The organism is Klebsiella sp. LTGPAF-6F, from assembly GCF_001753185.1.
In the GTDB taxonomy this organism is placed as follows: domain Bacteria; phylum Pseudomonadota; class Gammaproteobacteria; order Enterobacterales; family Enterobacteriaceae; genus Klebsiella; species Klebsiella michiganensis.
The window spans coordinates 4829678-4851875 of the sequence record NZ_CP017450.1; the positions used below are offsets into that span (position 1 = coordinate 4829678).

At 56.0% G+C, this 22198-nt stretch carries 22 protein-coding genes; 13 read left to right on the forward strand and 9 right to left on the reverse strand.

Features of this window, described 5'->3' with window-relative positions; translation table 11 throughout:
* Positions 1–24 precede the first annotated feature (24 nt).
* From BJF97_RS22510 to exaC, 5 genes are all read right to left on the reverse strand, one after another.
* Complete coding sequence (locus BJF97_RS22510) at positions 25–1089, reverse strand: fimbrial protein (RefSeq protein WP_050595154.1); 1065 nt, start codon at positions 1087–1089, stop codon at positions 25–27.
* A gap of 48 nt (positions 1090–1137) precedes the next feature.
* Entirely contained in the window at positions 1138–3672 is a 2535-nt protein-coding gene (locus BJF97_RS22515; protein WP_032694786.1) for a fimbria/pilus outer membrane usher protein, read from the reverse strand.
* Between the two features lie 28 nt (positions 3673–3700).
* On the reverse strand, positions 3701–4360 hold the full coding sequence (locus tag BJF97_RS22520; RefSeq protein WP_032694785.1) for a fimbrial biogenesis chaperone: 660 nt from the start codon (positions 4358–4360) through the stop codon (positions 3701–3703).
* 160 nt (positions 4361–4520) lie between these two features.
* A complete protein-coding gene (locus BJF97_RS22525) occupies positions 4521–5117 on the reverse strand; it encodes a fimbrial protein (RefSeq protein WP_014226488.1) in 597 nt (198 codons plus the stop codon).
* Positions 5118–5781: 664 nt separating this feature from the next.
* Positions 5782–7302, reverse strand: a complete 1521-nt coding sequence (gene exaC, locus BJF97_RS22535; protein WP_004853428.1) for an acetaldehyde dehydrogenase ExaC — start codon at positions 7300–7302, stop codon at positions 5782–5784.
* A 249-nt stretch (positions 7303–7551) separates the two neighbouring features.
* On the opposite strand from exaC, the gene BJF97_RS22540 reads away from it, so the two are divergent.
* A complete protein-coding gene (locus tag BJF97_RS22540) occupies positions 7552–9339 on the forward strand; it encodes a sigma-54-dependent Fis family transcriptional regulator (RefSeq protein WP_032694784.1) in 1788 nt (595 codons plus the stop codon).
* A gap of 13 nt (positions 9340–9352) precedes the next feature.
* Here the strand turns inward: BJF97_RS22540 and BJF97_RS22545 are convergent, their stop codons facing one another.
* Entirely contained in the window at positions 9353–9949 is a 597-nt protein-coding gene (locus BJF97_RS22545) for a phosphatase PAP2 family protein (protein ID WP_032694783.1), read from the reverse strand.
* Positions 9950–10131: 182 nt separating this feature from the next.
* On the opposite strand from BJF97_RS22545, the gene BJF97_RS22550 reads away from it, so the two are divergent.
* From BJF97_RS22550 to BJF97_RS22560, 3 genes are all read left to right on the forward strand, one after another.
* Positions 10132–10431 (forward strand): ArsR/SmtB family transcription factor, encoded by a 300-nt coding sequence (locus BJF97_RS22550; RefSeq protein ID WP_014226491.1) that lies wholly within the window; start codon positions 10132–10134, stop codon positions 10429–10431.
* Positions 10432–10440: 9 nt separating this feature from the next.
* The gene (locus tag BJF97_RS22555; RefSeq protein ID WP_014839287.1) at positions 10441–10962 is read left to right on the forward strand and encodes a rhodanese family protein; all 522 of its coding nucleotides are present in this window, start codon (positions 10441–10443) and stop codon (positions 10960–10962) included.
* Between the two features lie 90 nt (positions 10963–11052).
* Positions 11053–11232, forward strand: coding sequence for a hypothetical protein (locus BJF97_RS22560; protein WP_014226493.1), 180 nt, complete (start codon positions 11053–11055; stop codon positions 11230–11232).
* A 46-nt stretch (positions 11233–11278) separates the two neighbouring features.
* On the opposite strand, the gene stpA is transcribed toward BJF97_RS22560, so the two are convergent.
* Positions 11279–11680 (reverse strand): DNA-binding protein StpA, encoded by a 402-nt coding sequence (gene stpA, locus BJF97_RS22565; protein ID WP_014839288.1) that lies wholly within the window; start codon positions 11678–11680, stop codon positions 11279–11281.
* Between the two features lie 705 nt (positions 11681–12385).
* Between stpA and alaE the strand changes: the two genes are divergently transcribed.
* On the forward strand, positions 12386–12835 hold the full coding sequence (alaE, locus tag BJF97_RS22575) for an L-alanine exporter AlaE (RefSeq protein WP_014839290.1): 450 nt from the start codon (positions 12386–12388) through the stop codon (positions 12833–12835).
* Positions 12836–12876: 41 nt separating this feature from the next.
* Here the strand turns inward: alaE and BJF97_RS22580 are convergent, their stop codons facing one another.
* Complete coding sequence (locus BJF97_RS22580; RefSeq protein ID WP_004123942.1) at positions 12877–13227, reverse strand: DUF2002 family protein; 351 nt, start codon at positions 13225–13227, stop codon at positions 12877–12879.
* Positions 13228–13376: 149 nt separating this feature from the next.
* Here BJF97_RS22580 and BJF97_RS22585 point away from each other — a divergent pair, with 149 nt between their 5' ends.
* Positions 13377–13703, forward strand: coding sequence for a DUF883 family protein (locus tag BJF97_RS22585; protein WP_004123945.1), 327 nt, complete (start codon positions 13377–13379; stop codon positions 13701–13703).
* Positions 13704–13766: 63 nt separating this feature from the next.
* Here BJF97_RS22585 and pdxR read toward each other — a convergent pair whose 3' ends face one another.
* Complete coding sequence (gene pdxR / locus BJF97_RS22590; RefSeq protein ID WP_032694781.1) at positions 13767–15125, reverse strand: MocR-like pyridoxine biosynthesis transcription factor PdxR; 1359 nt, start codon at positions 15123–15125, stop codon at positions 13767–13769.
* Positions 15126–15212: 87 nt separating this feature from the next.
* On the opposite strand from pdxR, the gene BJF97_RS22595 reads away from it, so the two are divergent.
* From BJF97_RS22595 to proW, 7 genes are all read left to right on the forward strand, one after another.
* Positions 15213–15644 (forward strand): carboxymuconolactone decarboxylase family protein, encoded by a 432-nt coding sequence (locus tag BJF97_RS22595; RefSeq protein WP_004853446.1) that lies wholly within the window; start codon positions 15213–15215, stop codon positions 15642–15644.
* 183 nt (positions 15645–15827) lie between these two features.
* Positions 15828–16073, forward strand: coding sequence for a glutaredoxin-like protein NrdH (gene nrdH, locus BJF97_RS22600; protein WP_004853449.1), 246 nt, complete (start codon positions 15828–15830; stop codon positions 16071–16073).
* The gene (gene nrdI / locus BJF97_RS22605; protein WP_004104769.1) at positions 16070–16480 is read left to right on the forward strand and encodes a class Ib ribonucleoside-diphosphate reductase assembly flavoprotein NrdI; all 411 of its coding nucleotides are present in this window, start codon (positions 16070–16072) and stop codon (positions 16478–16480) included. The genes nrdH and nrdI overlap by 4 nt, the downstream gene beginning before the upstream one ends.
* Positions 16453–18597 carry a class 1b ribonucleoside-diphosphate reductase subunit alpha gene (gene nrdE, locus BJF97_RS22610; RefSeq protein WP_032694780.1) on the forward strand — a complete coding sequence of 715 codons (2145 nt, stop codon included), beginning with the start codon at positions 16453–16455 and terminating at the stop codon, positions 18595–18597. The genes nrdI and nrdE overlap by 28 nt, the downstream gene beginning before the upstream one ends.
* Positions 18598–18607: 10 nt before the next feature.
* Positions 18608–19570, forward strand: coding sequence for a class 1b ribonucleoside-diphosphate reductase subunit beta (gene nrdF, locus BJF97_RS22615; RefSeq protein WP_014839293.1), 963 nt, complete (start codon positions 18608–18610; stop codon positions 19568–19570).
* 345 nt (positions 19571–19915) lie between these two features.
* On the forward strand, positions 19916–21118 hold the full coding sequence (proV, locus tag BJF97_RS22620) for a glycine betaine/L-proline ABC transporter ATP-binding protein ProV (RefSeq protein WP_014226499.1): 1203 nt from the start codon (positions 19916–19918) through the stop codon (positions 21116–21118).
* Complete coding sequence (gene proW / locus BJF97_RS22625; protein ID WP_004853456.1) at positions 21111–22175, forward strand: glycine betaine/L-proline ABC transporter permease ProW; 1065 nt, start codon at positions 21111–21113, stop codon at positions 22173–22175. The genes proV and proW overlap by 8 nt, the downstream gene beginning before the upstream one ends.
* Positions 22176–22198: the final 23 nt, after the last annotated feature.

Here is a 22198-nt window from a genome sequence, read left to right on the forward strand (position 1 = left end):
TGAGCGACAGCGCGAAAGCGACGGTCAGTTATACTCCAGCGCAAACGTCACCATGCTATTGGCGGTACCGGCGGTTACCACGTCATCCGTCTGTACGTACTGGGCGTTAAAGTTGATATTTTCCGCCGCACCCGCGCTGCTGGCGGTAATCCGCTTGAGTACAGGTAAGTTACTGGCCTCATTGATTTTGGCGCCGGTTCCGGCGGCGGGCGCTGGGGCACTGTTATTGCCGTAGGTGAGCCTGACGCCCACACCGCTCGCGGAGGCGTTTGCTTTACTTAGCGCCAGTGTATCCGTCCCCCCGGATGGCGAGGTGACGCCAAAAAAGCCGATGCGGATATCGGTTGGCGTGGAGCAGAAGACCGGTATGGAGAAGCGCTTCGCGACGCCGCCGGTGGTGTTTTTGCCCTTAAACTCCGCTTTATTTACCGTGCCGAGGCTAACGTGAATATTCGCGGTTGAAACCTGACAGCTGCCGCTGCTGCCGATATCGACATTCAGCGCCGCCATATCGAGCGTGACCGGCGAGCTGGCGACAAAACCGCTGCGGCTGTCGGCCTGCTGCTGGATAGTGAGTTCGCCAATCTGCGGCTGCACCGGAACGTTTGCGTGGTTGCCGCTGACCAGGGCGACATTGCCGGTCTTATAAAACGTCACAAAGACTTTCACCACAATCTGCTGCTGGTTCAGCAGATTAGCCATCTCATTGCTGTCGCAAACCGTCACGGATTCCCCATTACCGGCCGCATGGCTGCCATCAATAAAGCGAACGGCGCCGCCGCTGCACTGGAAGCCCAGCGAGTATCCTATGCCGTCCAGCGCTGAGGGGAACACGTGCTGACCGCCGATTGACAGCGGCGTTGAGGCCGTTTTTAGCTGCCGATAAACCAGACGCTTTGCCACCGCTTTCGGCACCTGAAGATCGCAGGAGAAATGAATCCCGCTGCCGTTATCCGCCATCATGCCGGTCATCTGGGTATTCAACGGCAGCGTGGGCAGGTACTTGATATTCTGGACGTTCACGGTCATCTGACCGATATCTCCTCTGCAGGTTTCCGCCCAGCCGCTGTGGCTATAAATCCCCGCCATCAGCAGGAATAAAAACGATACTATGCGCAAAATCACCTCTGTGCAGACCTACTGGCAGAGGCCTGAGACGGTTTTAACCGGACTCTGCCCCTGCTGTACGGTATCGGTAAGATGGAAATGCAGCGCGCATCTCCGTGAGAGATTGTCGGCGTTCCAGGCGGCATCGAGCGTCCCTTCTTGCGGAATACCGCTCAGATAGACCTGCCCGCCATCCGCCACCATGCCGCCCGGCGCCGCGCCCCGATCGTCTTTTGCTTTACGCAAGCGAACGCTGGCGCCGAACGGCAGCGGGCCGTGGCTATCGCTGAGGGTAAACAGCACGCGGCTGCCGATGTGGGTCTGATAGTTTGCCTGCACCACCGCCCCGCCGCCGGGGATCACCGTCTGCCCTTCAAGTTCAACATCGGCATCGTCGGCCAGCGATTCGGTATCGAGCGTAATGGTGTTTTTGCGATACGCCGTCAGCGAGGGCACCACCGCATAGCCCCGCCAGTCGGTATGCACGTTGCTGCCGTTCTGAATCGCCACGTCGGCGGCTCCCGGAGCGCGTACGATGGCAAAGCTTTCGCCGACGGTCTGACCCAGCGTCACGCCATGAGGATGGGCGACGATGGACCCCGATGCGCCCCAGGTCAGCTGATGGCTTGCGCTATCGCGGCGATAGCCGAGCTGCGCGGTTCCATAGCCGCCGTGGTAATCGAGCGATGCGCTGCTGTTGCTGCCCTGGCCGCCGTTAACGTAGCCCTGCTGAAGGGAGTAGTAGAGATTGGGATTGCGCGGAAGCGAACCGTACAGCGACGCCTGCTGCGAGGTGCGTCCGTTACTGTCGGAGGTAGTGCTGTAGCTAACCGCGCTCTCGGACAGCGGGCCGCCAAGCGGAATGCTCAGGTTCAAGGACCACGAGCGATCGTCTTTTTGGCGATCGGATGACTGGGTGTAGTAATAACCCACGCCCCACGAAACGCCTCGCCAGGCGCTGTAAAAACCGAGATGGATCGTTTCATCGCGGCTCTGGCGGTGCCAGTACTCCTGCGACCAGGCGGAAATCGCCAGGCTGCTCATACCGCCAAATGCCTGAGAAAGGGAGACCTCTTCGCGGCTGCGCTTGTTATCCAGCAGACCATTGCGGCTCTCAAGCGCGCTGGCTTCGCTGAAGTCGTAATAACCGCCGGAGGAGTAGCGATAGCTGGCGAGGCTAAATGAGGTGCCGGTGCCGGCAAAATCCTTCTGGTACTGCACCCGTACCGAATGGCCGGCCGAGCGCTTTCCCGACGGCGTCGTGGTGTTCGCCCATGTCGCATCGCCTCCAAGCGATCCGAGCTCGCCAAAACCGCGCCCGACGCCGAGCGCCCACGACTGGTAATCCTGCGCCAGCTGGCTACCGCCGTAGAGCGTGAATTCAGCCGGTAGCCCATAAAAGAGCGTACCCTGCAAAAACGTCGGCGAACGCGCCTGGCTCTGCTCCGAATGGTAGCGTCCGGCGCTCAGGCTGAATTTCACGCGTCCTTCCCGCAGCATAAACGGGACGGCTGAAAAAGGCTGGGTAAAGGTCCGCACCGAACCATCGCTCTCTTTTACCTGCACCTCGAGATCGCCGCTTTGCGCCGTTGGATAGAGGTCGTTTATCGCAAACGCCCCCGGCGAGACGAACGTTTCATAGATAACGTAGCCATGCTGGGAGATGGTGACTTTGGCGTTGCTGTGCGCCATTCCGCGGATCGTCGGGGCGAAGCCGCGCTGGCTATCCGGCAGCATTTCATCATCGGACATCAGCTGAACGCCGCGAAACTGCACGCTGTCGAAAACGTCGCCGGTCGTAAAGGTATCGCCCATCCGCAGCAGGCTTTTGAGTGACTTCAGGTCGCGCTGTAGCCAGGTACTCTGTGAATTCCAGCGCCGGGTCCGGTCATACTCCATCGACGAGACGTTACGAAGGCGCCAGGCGCCGAGGTTAACCCCGCTGCGTAGATTCAGGTAGCTGGAGCGGCGGCTGTCATCCGTCTGCCGGGTTTGCGACCCGGTCAGGTTATAGTTAACAAACGCCGCCGGGATACCATCATCCCAGCGCGTCGGATCCACGTATCCGCGGCTTTGGGCGTTCATGGCCGCCTGGGGAATACTTAAGTTCAGACGCTGAGTGGCGAAATCAAAACGGCTGCTGGCATCGGGGATGTAGCGCTCGATGCGAGTAAACGTTTCTCCCTCATGCAGGGTATTAAACGCCGGGAAAGCGCTGACGTTGACGCCATATTCCGCCAGCTGCGCCGGGGTTAACTGCGGCCGCAGTTCGCCGTTGCTGTCGACAAATGTCACCTCGCCCTGGGCTATCTCCTGGTTATTCACCCAAATGCTGACCGGGTATGTCCCGGGCTGCTGGCCGCCTGCTTTAGCAAAATAGTGTAAATCAGCGGTCTTTTGCTGCGGATTGGCAAATTCTAATGCCGCCGGATCAAAGTAGTCCTCCGCCCGCGCGATACCGCTTTGGTACAGCAGAAAAAGCGCCGTCGGCAATAATAAAATCCCGCCGGTTGGCGCCGCGATCGCCGAATAAACGGAAGTCATATCCGAAGTGTTATTTTTCACAATATCCTGACCAGGCGAAGCAAATTAATTACTGTTGCGCGTAATCCGTAATACCACCGAAGTCATTAATGGCGCGCCATTTAACTACCCCGGAATGAGTAATCGGCCACGCTTTATGATCAAAGGGGCCAATCATGCCGGGTTGCGGAATATCTGTACCGCCAACCGAAATAACAAAAAAGGAGACAAAATAGGGCGTCGGGTTTTGGGCAACCAGCCTGGAACCTTCAATGTTAAACGTCAGCTTGCGCCATGCATCGTCAGGCTCGCCCGCCAGACCATTCGGGCGATAGAAGATCTTAAACTTTGATTTAATATTGACCTGAAGCTTGTTCACTTCATCTTGTTTCGTTGGAGCAATACTTTTCACATTGAGCCAAAAAACGGATTCGCGATCGGTGGGCAGCGTTCCACCAATATAGTTAATACGCAATACGTTCTGCTGTTCAGGATCGAGACGGAAAAGCGGCGGCGTCACAATAAAAGGCACCCGGCTTTTATTGTTTTCCGCATAGTTTTCCACCCACGATTGCACCAGATAAGGTGAATGAGTATCAGCGTTGGTGACCGATATTGCGGCTTCACGTTTCCCTTCCTGATAAACAACACGGGTTCCTCCCATGACAATACCGGCCTGTGCCGCAGTTGATAGCAATAAAAAGGCTATCGCGGCGATCGTTCGTTTCATAATGACTACCGTCCGGGAATAATAAAAGCGGGTATCACTGCCTGAAGCTGATAAATAATCTGCATTAATTATGCCGACCCTATTTCAGCCGGGCGGCGGCTGGCGGCTTACCCGGCGTGGGAAGCCATGAATAACCGCAGCTTTACCCGCTTCCAGGGTATTAGTTGTAAACCATATTGAAGTTGGCCGTACCGTTGGCAGAACCGGCGGAAACCGCGCTGGTTGAGACATAGTCAGCAAAGAATTCCAGATCGGCGGTACCCGTTGCCGCGCCGCTCGCGCCAGCGGTAACGCTGTGGCCGCGTGAGACGGCGCCGAGATCAACCGGCGTCGACTTATCATCTTCATACAGCTTTATCGCTACCCCACTTGCGGTACCGTTTATCGCCAGCAGATCGCTATTGTTGGTATCGCGGGTACCGTCAAATAGCACCGAGACGGTGGTAACGGTAGAAGGACAATCTTTCACTTTGATATGGAAGGCGGTTTTGGTCGTTTCAGAACCTGCGCCGGTAAAATAGCTGCTCGCCCATTTCCCCAGATCGACGCTCTGATTTGCGCTGGTGCTATCAACATTACAGGAGGAATCGGTAATCGATCCGGTAAATTCTACCTGCCCACCCGTCCCCTGCGTGCCCGCATTAGAACCGGGATTAACGGTCATTGCCGATCTGGCGGGTTGTGAAGGCGAGGATAATGCGCTAGCGGACACCAGAGCACCGACAAACATTGCCATAATACGAAATTGCGTTTTCATTATTCATCTCATCTCTAACTTATATTTTCGACAGATTGCGCGCGAGGGCTTAAGCCCCGGGCAAATCTGCGTGCAGATCCTCCATGTTAATAATATTCGCGTTCCGTCCGCAGGACATCAGGCAGCAAAAATAAGCTGCTTAATTGGCTATTTTGATAAAAAGAAGTTCTTCGGCGAAATTCATAAACCCTTTATTAAGGTAACAAATAAATACTATCCCTACCGATTACAAATCGCAATATTTTGTTATGTTAATGAAATGCTGTTTTATTTTACATATAAAGATAATATTAAAAACATTATGCGCATTGTTAATTAATGCAACCAAAAATCACGATGCAATAACATCAAAAAGCAACATCAGGCGGCGTAATTTAACAATCCCCTCTAATTTCACCGCGATTTTTCGGCAATAATTCTGTGAGCGGACTGGGTTTTTATAGAATATTAGGATAAATCTTAGATTGGCTTTTATCTTATTTTCGTTATCGAATAAACAATAATCACGCGAGTCATTATAAGCAGGAGATATTGATGACAAGTGTATTTCATCTGAAAGCCGGAGAGGAAAGATGAATAACAACACTTTCATTATGGAATAATAAACCCGCAATCGATGCTGAAGATTGCGGGTTATCCTAAAATAAATAGCTGACAGGGACGATCAGAACAGGCCCAGCGGCGCGGTACCGTAGCTCACCAGCAGGTTCTTCGTCTGCTGATAGGCATTGAGCGCCATCTTATGGGTTTCGCGCCCTACGCCGGACTGTTTGTAGCCGCCGAACGCGGCGTGCGCAGGGTAGATGTGATAGCAGTTGGTCCACACCCGACCGGCCTTAATGCCGCGCCCCATGCGATAAGCCAGGTTGGTATCCCGCGTCCACACCCCGGCCCCAAGGCCAAACTGGGTTTGGTTTGCAATAGCCAGCGCCTCGGCTTCATCTTTAAAAGTGGTGACGCCGATAACCGGGCCAAAGATCTCCTCCTGGAAGCTGCGCATATCGTTGCGGCCCTGAATCAGCGTCGGCTGAATATAGAAACCGTTATCCAGTTCGGCAGAGATGCTGGCGCGTTCGCCGCCGGTCAGGATCTTTCCGCCTTCATCGCGAGCGATCTTAATATAGGAAAGGATCTTATCGAACTGCTGACGCGACGCCTGCGCGCCGATCATCGTATCGGTATCAAAGGGGTCGCCGCGGCGAATTTGCGCCACCTTCTCCATGACCCGCGCCATAAAGGGCTCGTAAATAGACTCCTGAATCAGCGCGCGGGACGGGCAGGTACAGACCTCACCCTGATTAAAGAAGCCCAGAACCAGGCCTTCAACCGCCTTCTCGATATACTCTTCTTCGCCTTCCATCACGTCGGCAAAGTATATATTCGGCGATTTACCGCCCAGCTCAACGGTACAGGGGATAATGTTTTCCGCCGCGCAGGCCATGATATGGCGGCCTACCGGCGTTGAGCCGGTAAAGGCGATTTTGGCGATGCGTTTACTGGTTGCCAGCGCTTCGCCCGCCTCTTTGCCAAATCCCTGAACCACGTTAAGGACGCCCGCCGGGAACAGATCGCCAATAATCTCCAGCAGCAATGTAATGCTGAGCGGCGTCTGCTCTGCCGGTTTCAGCACCACGCAGTTGCCCGCAGCCAGCGCCGGAGCGAGCTTCCAGGCGGCCATCAGCAGCGGGAAGTTCCACGGAATAATTTGTCCGACCACGCCGAGAGGCTCATGGAAGTGATAAGCCACCGTCGTTTCATCAATCTCCGCCGTGCTTCCCTCCTGCGCGCGCAGGCAGCCGGCGAAATAGCGGAAGTGATCGACCGCCAGCGGCAGGTCGGCGTTGAGGGTTTCGCGGATCGGCTTACCGTTATCCCAGCTCTCCGCTACCGCCAGATATTCCAGATTGGCCTCAATACGGTCGGCAACCTGCAGCAGCAGATTAGCGCGGTGCTGAGCCGACGTTTTGCCCCAGGCGTCGGCGGCCCGGTGCGCCGCATCAAGGGCGAAGTCGATATCTTTGGCATCAGAACGCGGAAACTGCCCGATGTTGCTACCGTCGACCGGGGAGGTATTCATAAAGAATTCTCCACCGATGGGTTCAACAAATTTACCGTCAATAAAGTTACCGTAGGCTGACTTCAGTGAAACCAAAGCGCCCGGTGTGCCAGGATGAGCATAACGCATCGCGAATCTCCTTCATGTAGGGTTGAGGGCAGCGGCATATTAGTTTTGTACGGCGGCTCGCTGCGTCTCTCGTCTATTGCAGGGGTTATGCCATTTTTTATATTTTAAAAAAGAAATTAATTTTCAATAAATTAGATAGGTCACGTCACTTTCTGTCGCACAGAATCTCTCTTATGTGTCGCAAATCGCAACACCACGAAAACCATATAGCTACAATATTGCAACACAAATTAAACGATGAGGTGTCCCGTGCCAGGAAATCCGTTTGCCCTGACGCCAGAGATCGAAGCGAACCCGCTGCTCAGCGACTCCTGGTGCCGTAGCCAGCGCTATGGCCTCGACCCCGCCACGGATGACTTCCCTCGCCTGCACGCCAGCGAACTGGCCGACAGGCTCGCCAGACACAGCCGCCTGCAAACGCTGGCCCAGCCGGTCGTTAATGAGCTATCCCGCAAAGTCAACGCTCTGCAATCCGTCGTGGTTCTCTCTGACGCCAGCGGTCTGGTTTTGCAAACCTTTGGCGATACGCACGCCATGCAGAAAGCGCAGCGCTTCGCTTTAGCGCCGGGCAACCTGTGGAGCGAAAGCGGACGCGGAACCAACGCCATTGGCACCGCGCTGGCGATTGACGACAGCTGCGAAATCGATGGCCGCCAGCATTTTCTGACCAGTAACCAGGGTCTTTATTGCGCCGCCGTGCCGCTGCAAAGTCCCGATGGCAAAATAGCCGGGGTACTGGATATCTCCGGCCCGGCCCGGTACCCGCACGACCGCACGCTGGCGTGGGTAAAAGGCGCCGCGAAGCAGATAGAATATCTGTGGGTTAAACAGAGTCTGCATCCGCAACAGTGGCTGATGAGCCTGCATCCTCAACTGGAAAAGCTCGACGGCGTCGACGAATGTCTGCTGGTCTTTACCGACAATGTGCTGATGGCGGCTAACCGGCTGGCGATGCGCGAGTTCTCACTTAACGCAGATCGGTTCGGCCACCTCACGTTCCAGCAGCTTTTTCCGCAGCTGCGGCAAACCGCCGTCAGCGTACCGCTGCCGCTCGTCGCCGGAGATCGAAACTACTATTACCGTCTACGCGCTCCCGTGACCGCTGGCGTGGCGGTGACCGCGCGCCCCACCCTCGAGCTGCCTTTCTCCAGCCAGCGCGAAGGCGAAAAGCTGCTGCGCCTGCTTAACGCCGGGATTGGGTTGTGTATCGAAGGCGAAACTGGCTGCGGCAAAGAGTACGTCAGCCGTACCCTGCACCGGCACAGCCGCTGGAGCGGCGGCAAATTCGTCGCCATCAACTGCGCCGCGCTGCCGGAATCACTGATTGAATCCGAGCTGTTTGGCTACCAGCCCGGGGCGTTTACCGGCGCAAACAAAAACGGCTACATCGGCAAGATTCGCGAAGCCGACGGCGGCGTACTGTTTCTTGATGAAATTGGCGATATGCCGTTAACGCTTCAGACCCGGCTGCTGAGGATCTTACAGGAGAAAGAGGTCACGCCGCTTGGCGCCAGCCAGAGCTCGCCGGTTAATTTCGCGGTGATTTGCGCCACCCACCGCAATCTGGCGCAGCTCGTCGCGGAAGGGACCTTCCGCGAAGACCTGCTCTACCGCCTGCGTGAGTTTGCTTTAACGCTGCCGCCCCTGCGCGAATGGCCTGAACTGTCCGGGTTTATCCAACGATTGTGGCGCGAGCTGGGCGGAGAAAAGCGTCGTATCGCGCTGGCCCCGGAAGTTGTGCAACACCTGACGTCTCATCCCTGGCCGGGCAACGTCCGCCAGCTGCAAAGTGTGTTGAGGGTACTGCTGGCCCTCGCCGAAGAGGGTGAAACGCTGGGGATAGATGATTTGCCCCAGGAGTATCGAAGCCCGCCCGCCGCCCGCCCGCTGCGCGGGCTTCAGCAGCACGATGCGCAGCTGATTGCCGACACGCTGGCAAGCTATAACGGCAACATCAGTAAGGCCGCGCAGGCGTTAGGCGTCGCGCGCAGTACGCTGTATCGCCGTGCGGCCCGTCGCGGAAGCCATAGCGCATAGCCTTCTGATTCGCTCAGGGCGTGAAGCGCGGCGGTAGCCAGGCGAACAGGCGTCTGCTTATCGCTTCACACAGGGAGGTTAAGCGGTGCCCAATGCCCGACCAGATAAGCTTCGCGACGCAGACGCCGCAGACTGAAACCAACGCCGCCCCCACCATATCCAGCGGAAAGTGAACCCCAAGAAAGATCCGCGACCAGGCCACAGGCAGCGCCGCCAGCAGCAGAAAGAGCCCCGCGGCGCGTGAGCGCAGCGAGAGCAGTGCAAACGCAGCGCTAAACATCACCGTGCCGTGGTCGCTCGGGAAAGAGTTATCCGCCGGATGATTTATCCAGGTATGGCCGAGCGGGATCATAAACGGCCGCGGATGAAACAGCAGCATTCCGCAGATCGATCCCAATCCCAGCGCGATCAGAATACTCAAGGTACAAAACAGCGCCTGCCGATGACCCTGCCGCCCGCCGGAAAACCACAGCCAGAGCAGAATGGCCGGAACCACAAAGATGATCCCGCTCGCTGAAAAACGCGCCAATGCCAGGATCGCCTCCGGCGTGCCGGGGGTTGCGTTCAGCGCTAAAAAGGCGCTTTGATTAAGGGTTTCCAGTACGTTCATGGCGGTAGCTCGCGACAGTCATATTTCCGTCATTATCGCCCCCCTGGCTTAAGTTACGCTTAACCCGGCGCTCAAGAATCGTCCTGGTTTTGGCCACGCTGTTTAGCCACAGCGGCAGCCATTGCTGGCGTAATACGCTTTTTTATTTTAGACTTTACTAAATTTAGAAAAGACTAAAATAAATGAATACACCCGAACAGCTACAGGCCAGCGCCGGCGAAGCCGCCGCGCTGCTGAAAGCCATGAGCCATCCCAGCAGGCTATTGATTCTGTGCATGCTATGCGATGCGCCGGGCACCAGCGCCGGCGAACTGGCGCGGATAACCGGGCTGAGCCCCTCCGCAACTTCCCAGCATCTGGCGCGGATGCGTGATGAAGGCCTGATCGGCTGCGAACGTCAGGCGCAGCGCATTCACTACTTCATTACCCGGCCAGCGGTTCAGCAAATCGTCGCCGCGCTGAAGTCAATCTATTGTCCTTAAGGAGCCTTTATGCCTATTGCTACTCTTTCGCCTGCCGAAGCCCAGGCGCTCGTCGCCCGGGGCGGCCGGCTGATCGATATCCGCGATGCCGATGAATACGCCCGCGAGCATATTCCCGGGGCGGAGCTCGTGCCGCTGGCGACGCTGACGAATGGCGCAGCGCTGCACGCCAGTCCAGAAGAGACGATTATTTTTCACTGTCAGGCGGGATCGCGCACCCAAAATAACGCGGCCCGTCTGGCGCAGGCCGCCGCACCGGCGCAGGTAAAGCTGCTGGCTGGCGGAATTCAGGCGTGGAAAGCGGCCGGTCTGCCGGTGAAAGAGGATAAATCACAGCCGCTGCCGCTTATGCGTCAGGTACAGATCGTCGCCGGCGTCCTGATTTTGCTTGGCGTCGCTTTAGGTTACGCTTTCAGCAGCGGCTTTTTTCTGCTTAGCGCCTTCGTCGGCGCCGGCTTAACCTTTGCCGGTATTACCGGGTTTTGCGGTATGGCGCGTCTTTTGGCTTTGATGCCCTGGAACCGTCGCTAGCCTCTACCTCTTTGAGAGACTGTTGGTAACGCTTTTGCTGAGCTATGGTTATGTCAGCGAAAAGATTCATCAGCACACAGGAGAAGCAGTATGTTTTCAGTCGGTGACCTGGTACAACCGCGCGCGGGTGGGCCAAAACTTAAAGTCGTTGAAGTCCAGGACGATCGCATTATTGCCGTTCAGGCAAGCAACGAGCAGGGTGAGAAATATACGCTGAAGGCCGCCGATGTGACGGCTTATAAAGAAGACGGCGATTTTGGCGTGTGCTGATTAAGCCGGCTAACGATAACGGTGGGTCTCCCCACCGTTTTCAATATTAGATCAGGAAGCTATCGAGGGATTTTCCCTCAGCCACCGCTTTAGCCAGCGGCTTCGGCATACGTCCCTGCCCGGTCCAGGTTTTCTCGGCGCCGGTATGGTCGGTAAAACGATATTTAGCCGGACGCGGCTGGCGCTTTTTGCTCCCTTTCGGGGAAGCGCTATTGTAGCCCGCTAATTGTTCAGGGGTAATGCCGTCAGCCATCATTAATTCCAGCCAGGTATTTATTTTTTCCTGATGTTCTGCGCGCAGCGCCTGAGCCGCCTGCTCCTCAGCGCGTTTTTCTTCAGTGACGGTCCTTAGCTTTGCCAGCATATCTTCAAGCACGTCAATGGAGAATTCACGGGACATGGCGCGAAGTGAACGGATATTATTCAATTTCTCTAATAGTAATGACATATAATTCAAAAAATTCCCAAATAGCAAATGAAACAAAGATTACGGCGCTAGTTTAATTGATATGATAATGTATTTCCAGCCTTTCACTAATTCCTGATATAGCACCAGAAATGTTTAGCAATTAATAAGGCAAACAAATCGATAAAAGCGAAATTATCAACACTGAATAAATTCTTTTGCAAATAATACTATTCGCCAGGCAACGTCTTTATCTTATTACCTGTATGCTCAGCAGGTTATCCGTATATTTACGGTTGCGCCTCGCAGGGCGCTACGGGCGTTGATAGAATAGTCATGCAAAAAATCCGAATGCCCACCCAGCAGACAAATCAGCATATAATGCTACCATTCATCTTTTATACGTGTAAAAAACGCCAAAAGTGACACAACTCACACCGCTACGCGATTCTGTCGCGAAATCCCCCCTTACAACCCGGATTGGCTCTCATCTATATGACGTATTTATTTTACAACCAATTGAAAAACAATAAAAAAATCAGTAAAGAGAACAAAAGTAGCGTAACGAACAAAAAATAGCCTGACGCAGAGTATTTTATCGACCAAAAGCCTTTAAATAAAAATTTATAGCTAGTTGTCTCTTTTAATGCAGAGATATAATCTACGCACATCAAAACAGGCACCCAAAAACGCTGAATAACCGCGAATATTTTGGCATTATCGACTTCATTTTCGAGGAGCATACCAATGTTCTCTGCGCAGTCCCGCTTGCGTCATGCGGTAGCAGACACCTTTGCGATGGTGGTGTACTGCACCGTTGTGAACATGATGATCGAAATTTTTCTCTCCGGAATGACTTTCCAGCAGTCGTTATCTTCGAGACTGGTGGCGATTCCGGTGAACATTATTATTGCCGTGCCTTACGGTTTTTATCGCGATTTCGCGATGCGCCAGGCGCGCCGTATTAGCCCGTCCGGCTGGATGAAGAATATTGCGGATGTGGTGGCCTATGTGACGTTCCAGTCGCCGGTATACGTCGCGATTCTGCTGGTTGTCGGCGCCGACTGGCATCAGATCGCCGCGGCGGTAAGTTCCAACATCGTGGTATCGATGATGATGGGCGCAGCGTACGGCTATTTCCTCGACTACTGCCGCCGCCTGTTTCGCGTCAGCCCCTATCAGCAGGCCAAAGCCTGAGTTGATACAAAAAAGCGACTGGTTCAGCCAGCCGCTTTTTGTCAGCTATACTGCGTTTCGCCAAACAGGCCACTCAGAAAACGCTCAAGCGCCATGCGCGAACTGAACCCGTGTGGAATACCATAATGCTGCTGAGCATCGCCCGCTAAATAGAGCGGGAACTGCTCGTAGTGATCGCAGGTTTTGATATCCGACGCGGGCTCCGCAAGCGTTGTGCTGCGCTCTTTTAAAGCCGGATGAATAATTAACGCGGTACGCCCCATACGAGCTTCACGGTTCACATAAACATAATTATCGCCACGGCGATAGCCGTACGCTTTTTGCGTCACAACATCCATGGTGAAGCCGGCTTTTTCAAGAACACGCGCCACCTCATCGGGTCTTAAATACATACTCATTCCTCATTATCTTTTACCGCACGTTAACCTTACCTTATTCATTAAAGGCAACGCTTTCGGAATATTCCATAAAGGGCTATTTACAGCATAATTCAAAATCTTGTCCTACACTTATAGACTCAATGGAATTAAGGGAGAAACCAATGGCCAACCGAGCAAACCGCAACAACGTAGAAGAGAGCGCTGAAGATATCCATAATGATGTCAGCCAATTAGCGGATACGCTGGAAGAGGTGCTGAAATCATGGGGCAGCGACGCCAAGGACGAAGCGGAGGCCGCGCGTAAAAAAGCGCAGGCGCTGCTGAAAGAGACCCGCGCGCGGCTTAACGGCAATAACCGCGTTCAGCAGGCGGCGTGCGATGCCATGGGCTGCGCTGACAGCTACGTGCGCGATAAACCGTGGCAAAGCGTTGGCGCCGCAGCTGCCGTTGGGGTATTTATTGGCGTATTGCTGAATTTACGTCGATAATAAAACAGCCAGACCCATGAAGATAACAAATACGCGTCTACCCCTGCACTGCAGGGGTTTTTGTTATCTCTGCGGGTAAAGCGCGACATAAAGCTTACGCACAGCCTGATTCGCCATTTCGGCCGACGTCAGGTTGGTGAAGCTCATTATCAGCCCCCCTTCTCCCCGAGTCTCCATCCGCCAGTCGCTCAGCGCCTGTACGGCCAGACCGGCCCGTCTGGCGCGCTGCGCCAGAGGCCGATCGTCTCCGGCGACCCTGACCACCATCTGGATCCCGCCCGCCTGAGGCACGACGGTGAATCCCTGCGCCCGCAGCGCCGACTCAAGCCACAGTCGGCGCTGGGCATAGCTGGCGCGCATTTTCTTCAGATGCCGCCAGAAGTGGCCTTCGCGAATAAAATCCGCCAGCGTCTGCTGCCACAGCGTCGGCACGCTACAGCACATCAGCGCGGCCTGTTCACGAAACTGCGCCACCAGCGGCTCAGGCACCACCAGCCAGGCGGCGCGTAATGCCGGGAACAAAGACTTGCTGAACGCCCCGGCATAGATGACCCGCTGCGGGGCGTCGAGGCTTTTCAGCGGCGGCAGCGGCTTACCGTGATAGCGGAATTCGCTATCGTAATCATCTTCGATAATCCACGCGTTATTCTGCGCCGCCCATAGCAGGAGCTGTCTGCGCCTGGCCAGCGATAGCGCCACGCCGAGCGGGCTTTGATGAGCCGGGGTCAGCAGCGCGAAATGGGCACTCGGGTAATGCCGCTGCGCCCAGGGAATATCCATCCCGTCGTCGTCGACCGGAACGGGATTGATCGCCACCCCCTCGTCGTTCACTACCGGTCGGATCAGCGGAAACCCCGGATCTTCCATCCACATTTGCTGGCCAGGCCGCGCCAGCGTGCGCAAAATAAGGCGCATCGAGGCCGCGTAGCAACCGGTGATCAAGACCTGCTCAGGCCGACACTCAATACTGCGCGACAGACGCAAATAATCGACGATCGCCCGGCGAAGCGTCGGTTCACCGCTGGGATCGCCTGGCGCGAGGTCAAAACGCGTTTGCGTACGCAGACGCCGACCCATCACGCGCGCCCACAGGCCGCGTGGAAACAGATCCAGCGCGGGCAGCCCCAGCTGAAACGGCAGCGGCGCCGCGGGTTCATCGCCCGCGATGGGCTGAACGGGCGCGTTTTGCTGCGGCAGCAGCCGATCGCTGACAAAGGTCCCCGCCTGTCCGCGCCGCTCCAGCCATCCCTGCGCCACCAGATCTCCCCACGCGTTCTCAATCGTCGCCCGCGACACGCCAAGCTCCTGAGCATAGACCCGACTTGCAGGCAGCCTGCTGCCCGGAGCCAGCTCGCCGCGCTCAATCGCCTGCTTAAGCTGTCGGGCAATGCGCTGGTAGTGCGGAATTTTTTTACCGTCCATCATGGTCTGCTTTTTTCATCGCAATATGGCTATCTTATGCAGTCCATTATAGTGCTATTTTCCTCGCGTCTTAATGAGGAGAGTAAAATGAACACACTACGTCAGCCGTACAATGAACTGAGCCCGGAAGTCTATAACGCCCTGGTTCAGGCCAAAATTGCGCTGGAAAAAAGCGAGCTGGATGGCGCGCTGATCGAGCTGGTGTATTTGCGGGTATCGCAAATCAACGGCTGCGCCTTCTGCCTGGAGATGCACAGCAAAGCCCTGCGTAAATCCGGCGTCGCGCAAAACAAGCTGGACGCGCTGGCAGGCTGGCGGGTGAGCGCCCATTTCAGCGATGCGGAACGCGCGGCGCTGGCGTGGGCGGAATCGGTGACCCATATCGCCGAAAGCCATGCGGAAGATGCCGTTTATCAGCCGCTGCTGGACCATTTCAGCGCCCGCCAGATCAGCGATCTGACCTTCGCCATCAGCCTGATGAACGCCTTTAATCGTCTGGCGGTGAGTATGCGCCTGTAATTTCACGGCAAGAAATCCCGTCCCCCGCCGGATCCTCCTGCGGGGGCTAATCTTTACAAAAACCATATATATTGAGTTGTTGAACTTTTAAATAACTACATCTAGTATTTCCTTCAACGATAACCCATAGCACGCGACGTCAATTTTTACGTCGTACTGTTATCTTAAATGGAAATACGAATCATGCGCATTACTATTTACACTAAAAACGACTGCGTGCAATGCCATGCCACTAAACGGGCCATGGAAACCCGCGGGTTTGAATTCGACATGATCAACATCGACCACCACCCTGAAGCCGTCGATATGCTGCGCGAGCAGGGTTTCCGTCAGCTGCCGGTGGTGATTGCCGGAGAGACCCGCTGGTCCGGCTTCCGTCCCGATATGATCAATCGCCTGCGCCCGACAGCGTCAGCGGCCAGCGTATGAGCCTGATCGTCTACTTCTCCAGCAGTTCCGAAAATACGCACCGGTTCGTCCAGCGTCTGGGGCTGCCCGCCGTGCGTATACCGCTTAACGAACGCGAGCGCATCCAGGTAGACGAACCCTACATTCTTATCGTCCCCAGCTATGGCGGCGGCGGCACGGCGGGCGCGGTCCCCCGGCAGGCGATCCGTTTCCTCAACGATCCGCATAACCGCCAGCTCATTCGCGGCGTCATCGCCGCGGGCAATCGTAATTTTGGCGAGGCCTACGGCCGGGCAGGCGACGTCATCAAGCAGAAATGCGGCGTACCGTATCTCTATCGCTTTGAGCTGATGGGCACCCCGCAAGATGTCGACAACGTGCGTAAAGGAGTAAGCGAATTTTGGCAACGACAACCGCAGAACGTATAACCACCGAGGCGCCGGATTTCCACGCCCTCAACGCGATGCTGAATCTCTACGACAGCAACGGCCGCATCCCGTTTGACAAAGACCATCAGGCGGTAGCGGCGTTTATGGCCAACCACGTTGAGTCGAATACCGTGCCCTTTACCAGCCAGGACGACAAGCTGACGTGGCTGGTCGCCGAAGGCTATTACGACGCCAGGGTGCTGGCCCGCTACGATCGCTCGTTTATTCTTGCGCTGTTCGCGTACGCTCAGGGCTACGGTTTTCGCTTCCAGACGTTTCTCGGCGCATGGAAGTTCTATACCAGCTACGCGCTGAAAACCTTCGATGGTAAGCGCTACCTTGAAGACTTTGGCGACCGCACCTGCATGGTGGCCCTGGCCCTGGCGCAGGGTAACGAGGCGCTGGCCCGGCAGCTAACCGATGAGATCCTCTCCGGACGTTTTCAGCCCGCCACGCCGACGTTCCTCAACGCGGGTAAACAGCAGCGCGGCGAGCTGGTCTCCTGCTTTCTGCTGCGCATCGAAGACAATATGGAATCCATTGGCCGGGCGGTGAACTCGGCGCTGCAGCTATCCAAGCGCGGCGGCGGCGTGGCGTTTCTGCTCTCCAATCTTCGCGAAGCCGGGGCGCCAATCAAGCGTATCGAGAATCAGTCCTCCGGCGTGGTGCCGGTGATGAAAATGCTGGAAGACGCCTTCTCCTACGCCAACCAGCTCGGCGCGCGCCAGGGGGCCGGCGCGGTCTATCTGCACGCCCATCATCCCGATATCCTGCGTTTCCTTGATACCAAACGCGAGAACGCCGATGAAAAAATCCGCATTAAAACGCTCTCGCTCGGGGTGGTGATTCCGGATATCACCTTTCAGCTAGCGAAAGAAGATGCGCAGATGGCGCTGTTCTCGCCCTACGACGTCGAGCGCCTGTACGGTAAACCGTTCGGCGATATCGCGGTAAGCGAAATGTATGCACAACTGGTGGCCGACGCGCGGGTCAGCAAGCGCTGGATCCGCGCCCGCGATCTGTTCCAGCGGCTGGCGGAAATTCAGTTTGAATCCGGCTATCCGTACATCATGTTTGAAGACACGGTTAATCGCGCGAACCCGATTGCCGGGCGCATCAATATGAGCAACCTGTGCTCGGAGATCCTACAGGTTAACGCGCCTTCTACCTTTGACGAAAACCTGGATTACGCCAGCATCGGCCAGGATATCTCCTGCAACCTCGGCTCGCTGAATATCGCCCATACCATGGACTCTCCTGATTTCGCCCGCACGGTTGAGGTCGCGGTGCGCGGTCTGACCGCGGTGTCCGAAATGAGCGATATCCGTTCGGTACCGTCGGTCGCGGCGGGCAATGCCGCCTCGCACGCCATCGGCCTTGGGCAGATGAATCTGCACGGCTATCTGGCGCGCGAAGGTATTGCCTACGGCAGCGAAGCGGGGCTGGATTTCACCAATTTCTATTTCTATACCATCACCTGGCACGCGCTGCGTACCTCGATGCTGATAGCGCGGGAAAAAGGCACGCGTTTTGCCGGATTCGAGCAGTCGCGGTACGCCAGCGGTGATTATTTCCGCCCCTACCTGGAAGGCGACTGGCAGCCGAAAACGGCGAAAGTCCGCGCGCTGTTTGCCCGTGCCGGTATTGTCCTGCCCGACCGCGATATGTGGCGGCAGCTGCGCGATGACGTGATGCGCTACGGCATTTATAACCGCAACCTGCAGGCGGTGCCGCCGACGGGCTCTATTTCGTACATCAACCACGCGACCTCCAGCATCCATCCGATCGTGTCGAAGATAGAGATCCGCAAGGAGGGGAAAACCGGACGCGTTTACTATCCGGCGCCGTTTATGACCAACGACAACCTGGCGCTGTATCAGGACGCTTACGAAATCGGCCCGCAGAAGATCATCGACACCTACGCCGAGGCGACGCGCCATGTCGATCAGGGGCTGTCGCTGACCCTGTTCTTCCCCGATACCGCCACCACGCGCGATATCAATAAAGCGCAAATCTATGCGTGGAAGAAAGGCATCAAAACGCTCTATTACATCCGTCTGCGCCAGCTGGCGCTGGAAGGTACCGAAATCGAAGGCTGCGTGTCCTGCGCGCTGTAAGGAGAACAGGATGACCCATTTATCGCGCATCAGCGCCATCAACTGGAACAAAATTGAAGATGATAAGGATCTGGAGGTCTGGAATCGGCTGACCAGCAACTTCTGGCTGCCGGAGAAGGTGCCGCTGTCTAACGATATCCCCGCCTGGCAAACGCTCGCCCCGGCGGAACAGCAGCTAACGATTCGCGTCTTCACCGGCCTGACGCTGCTCGATACCATCCAGAATACCGTTGGCGCCCCGGCGCTGATGGCCGACGCCCTCACCCCGCATGAGGAAGCGGTGCTGTCGAACGTCAGCTTTATGGAGGCGGTGCACGCCCGCTCCTACAGCTCCATTTTCTCGACGCTCTGCCAGACCAAAGACGTCGATGCCGCCTATGCCTGGAGCGAACAAAACGCGCCGCTGCAGCGCAAAGCGCAGCTGATGCTGGAGTACTATCAGGCAGATGAACCGCTGAAGAAAAAAATCGCCAGCGTCTTTCTCGAATCGTTCCTCTTCTACTCCGGCTTCTGGCTGCCGATGTACTTCTCCAGCCGGGGGAAGATGACCAACACCGCCGATCTGATTCGCCTGATCATCCGCGATGAAGCGGTACACGGTTATTACATTGGCTACAAATTCCAGAAGGGGCTGGAAATAGTCAGCGCCGAGAAGCGCGAGGAGATGAAAAACTTCGCCCTCGACCTGTTGATGGACCTGTATGACAACGAACTGGCCTACACCCGCGAACTGTACGCCGATAGCGGCTGGATTGAGGAGGTCAACGCCTTTCTCTGCTACAACGCCAATAAGGCGCTGATGAACCTCGGCTACGACGCGCTATTCCCGGCGGAAATGGCCGCCGTCAATCCGGCGATCCTCGCCGCGCTTTCGCCGAATGCCGACGAAAACCACGACTTCTTTTCCGGTTCAGGTTCATCGTATGTGATGGGAAAAGCGGAAGAAACCGTCGACGGCGATTGGGACTTTTAGCCTTACTTTCACCAAGAATATATCAGCATATTTCCTGGTGATTTATTTCACATTATTTGTTTTCGCCTCACTCAATATCTTTCGGTCATCACCGTGTCATATTCAACAGCATGCCCTCGATTTTCGCCTGAATTAACGCAACATAACTAAAAAATATCGACCATAAGTCATTCGCGCTCAGCCCTTACATCACGGGGGATGCACCGGAATTCTCCCTTGCGCATTTCCCTGGCAACGCCACATAAAGGGTTGTCACAGATTCTCAGTATGTTAGGGTGTAAAAAAGCAATTATCATCACCGGGTACCGTATCGATATTAATAAATAACAGGAAACACTCTATTGCATGGCAATTAAATTAGAAATCAAGAATCTCTATAAGATATTTGGCGAGCACCCGCAGCGGGCTTTCAAATATATCGATAAAGGACTATCGAAAGAACAAATACTGGAAAAGACGGGGTTATCGCTTGGCGTAAAGAACGCCAGTCTGACCATTGAAGAAGGCGAGATATTCGTCATCATGGGGCTCTCCGGATCGGGGAAATCTACCATGGTTCGCCTTCTCAATCGCCTGATTGAACCCACCCGCGGCCAGGTCCTGATCGACGGCGTCGATATCGCTAAAATCTCTGACGCCGAGCTCCGGGAGGTGCGCAGAAAAAAAATTGCGATGGTTTTTCAATCCTTTGCGCTTATGCCGCATATGACCGTGCTCGACAACGCCGCTTTCGGCATGGAGCTGGCCGGCGTGCCGACTCAGGAACGCCAGGAGAAAGCGCTGGAGGCGCTGCGCCAGGTCGGCCTGGAAAACTACGCTCATGCCTACCCGGACGAACTCTCCGGCGGCATGCGCCAGCGCGTTGGTCTCGCCCGCGCGCTGGCGATTAATCCCGATATTCTGTTAATGGATGAAGCCTTCTCCGCGCTCGACCCGTTAATTCGTACCGAGATGCAGGATGAGCTCACTAAATTACAGGCCAGACATCAGCGTACCGTGGTCTTTATTTCCCACGATCTTGATGAAGCCATGCGTATTGGCGATCGGATTGCCATTATGCAAAATGGTGAAGTGGTTCAGGTCGGTACGCCGGATGAAATACTCAATAATCCGGCCAATGATTATGTCCGAACCTTCTTCCGCGGCGTCGATATTAGCCAGGTGTTCAGTGCCAAAGATATTGCCCGCCGTAGCCCGGTGGGGCTGATTCGCAAAACGCCCGGCTTTGGCCCGCGCTCCGCGCTGAAATTGCTGCAGGATGAAGACCGCGAATATGGCTACGTCATTGAACGCGGGAATAAGTTTGTTGGCATTGTCTCCATTGATTCCCTGAAAGCCGCGCTAAGCGAAGGTCAGGGAATTGATGCGGCGTTAATCGACTCACCGCAGGCGGTGGATGCGCAAACGCCGCTCAGCGAGCTGCTCTCTCACGTCGGCCATGCACCGTGCGCGGTGCCGGTTGTCGACGAGGGGCACCAGTACATCGGCATTATTTCCAAACGGATGCTGCTGCAGGCTTTAGATCGCGAGGGGGCAAACAATGGCTGATCAATCTAACCCGTGGGACACCGCACCGGCGGCGGATAGCGCAGCGCAATCCGCCGATGCCTGGGGCACCTCTACGCCGGCGCCGACCGATGGCGGCGGTGCCGACTGGCTGAGCAGCGCGCCCGCGCCGCAGCCGGAACACTTCAATATTATGGACCCGTTCCATAAAACGCTGATCCCGCTCGACAGCTGGGTCACGCACGGTATCGACTGGGTCGTGATGCATTTTCGTCCGGTATTCCAGGGAATACGCGTACCGGTGGATTACATCCTGAGCGCCTTCCAGCAGCTGCTGCTGGGTATGCCGGCGCCGGTGGCGATTATTATTTTCTCGCTGATTGCCTGGCAGATTTCCAGCGTCGGCATGGGCGCGGCGACGCTGATTTCGCTGATCGCTATCGGCGCTATCGGCGCCTGGTCGCAGGCGATGGTGACCCTGGCGCTGGTGCTGACCGCGCTGCTGTTTTGTATGCTGATCGGCCTGCCGCTTGGGATATGGCTGGCGCGGAGCCCGCGGGCGGCGAAAATTATCCGTCCGCTGCTCGACGCGATGCAGACCACGCCGGCGTTTGTCTACCTGGTGCCCATTGTGATGCTGTTCGGTATCGGCAACGTTCCGGGCGTGGTGGTCACCATTATCTTCGCCCTGCCGCCGATTGTTCGTCTGACCATTCTGGGGATTAACCAGGTGCCGGCGGATCTGATTGAAGCGTCGCGCTCCTTCGGCGCCAGCCCGCGTCAGCTGTTGTTTAAGGTTCAGCTACCGCTGGCCATGCCGACGATTATGGCCGGGGTCAACCAGACGCTGATGCTGGCCCTGTCGATGGTGGTCATCGCCTCAATGATTGCCGTTGGCGGTCTCGGCCAGATGGTACTGCGCGGCATCGGTCGCCTTGATATGGGCCTGGCCACCGTTGGCGGCGTCGGGATTGTTATCCTCGCCATTATTCTTGACCGTCTGACTCAGGCCGTAGGACGGGACTCACGCAGCCGAGGCAACCGCCGCTGGTATGCAACCGGCCCACTGGGGCTGATAACTCGCCCTTTCTGTAAATAAGAGCCCATCCCCCCGGCAGCCGG

What these genes read in the sequence shown, in the direction of transcription:
- BJF97_RS22510 (WP_050595154.1), bottom strand. Translation starts at nt 1,089, where the DNA reads ATGGCGGGGATTTATAGCCACAGCGGCTGGGCGGAAACCTGCAGAGGA.
- BJF97_RS22520 (WP_032694785.1), bottom strand. Translation starts at nt 4,360, where the DNA reads ATGAAACGAACGATCGCCGCGATAGCCTTTTTATTGCTATCAACTGCG.
- BJF97_RS22525 (WP_014226488.1), bottom strand. Translation starts at nt 5,117, where the DNA reads ATGAAAACGCAATTTCGTATTATGGCAATGTTTGTCGGTGCTCTGGTG.
- exaC (WP_004853428.1), bottom strand. Translation starts at nt 7,302, where the DNA reads ATGCGTTATGCTCATCCTGGCACACCGGGCGCTTTGGTTTCACTGAAG.
- BJF97_RS22545 (WP_032694783.1), bottom strand. Translation starts at nt 9,949, where the DNA reads ATGAACGTACTGGAAACCCTTAATCAAAGCGCCTTTTTAGCGCTGAAC.
- BJF97_RS22550 (WP_014226491.1), top strand. Translation starts at nt 10,132, where the DNA reads ATGAATACACCCGAACAGCTACAGGCCAGCGCCGGCGAAGCCGCCGCG.
- BJF97_RS22555 (WP_014839287.1), top strand. Translation starts at nt 10,441, where the DNA reads ATGCCTATTGCTACTCTTTCGCCTGCCGAAGCCCAGGCGCTCGTCGCC.
- BJF97_RS22560 (WP_014226493.1), top strand. Translation starts at nt 11,053, where the DNA reads ATGTTTTCAGTCGGTGACCTGGTACAACCGCGCGCGGGTGGGCCAAAA.
- stpA (WP_014839288.1), bottom strand. Translation starts at nt 11,680, where the DNA reads ATGTCATTACTATTAGAGAAATTGAATAATATCCGTTCACTTCGCGCC.
- alaE (WP_014839290.1), top strand. Translation starts at nt 12,386, where the DNA reads ATGTTCTCTGCGCAGTCCCGCTTGCGTCATGCGGTAGCAGACACCTTT.
- BJF97_RS22580 (WP_004123942.1), bottom strand. Translation starts at nt 13,227, where the DNA reads ATGTATTTAAGACCCGATGAGGTGGCGCGTGTTCTTGAAAAAGCCGGC.
- BJF97_RS22585 (WP_004123945.1), top strand. Translation starts at nt 13,377, where the DNA reads ATGGCCAACCGAGCAAACCGCAACAACGTAGAAGAGAGCGCTGAAGAT.
- pdxR (WP_032694781.1), bottom strand. Translation starts at nt 15,125, where the DNA reads ATGGACGGTAAAAAAATTCCGCACTACCAGCGCATTGCCCGACAGCTT.
- BJF97_RS22595 (WP_004853446.1), top strand. Translation starts at nt 15,213, where the DNA reads ATGAACACACTACGTCAGCCGTACAATGAACTGAGCCCGGAAGTCTAT.
- nrdH (WP_004853449.1), top strand. Translation starts at nt 15,828, where the DNA reads ATGCGCATTACTATTTACACTAAAAACGACTGCGTGCAATGCCATGCC.
- nrdI (WP_004104769.1), top strand. Translation starts at nt 16,070, where the DNA reads ATGAGCCTGATCGTCTACTTCTCCAGCAGTTCCGAAAATACGCACCGG.
- nrdF (WP_014839293.1), top strand. Translation starts at nt 18,608, where the DNA reads ATGACCCATTTATCGCGCATCAGCGCCATCAACTGGAACAAAATTGAA.
- proV (WP_014226499.1), top strand. Translation starts at nt 19,916, where the DNA reads ATGGCAATTAAATTAGAAATCAAGAATCTCTATAAGATATTTGGCGAG.
- proW (WP_004853456.1), top strand. Translation starts at nt 21,111, where the DNA reads ATGGCTGATCAATCTAACCCGTGGGACACCGCACCGGCGGCGGATAGC.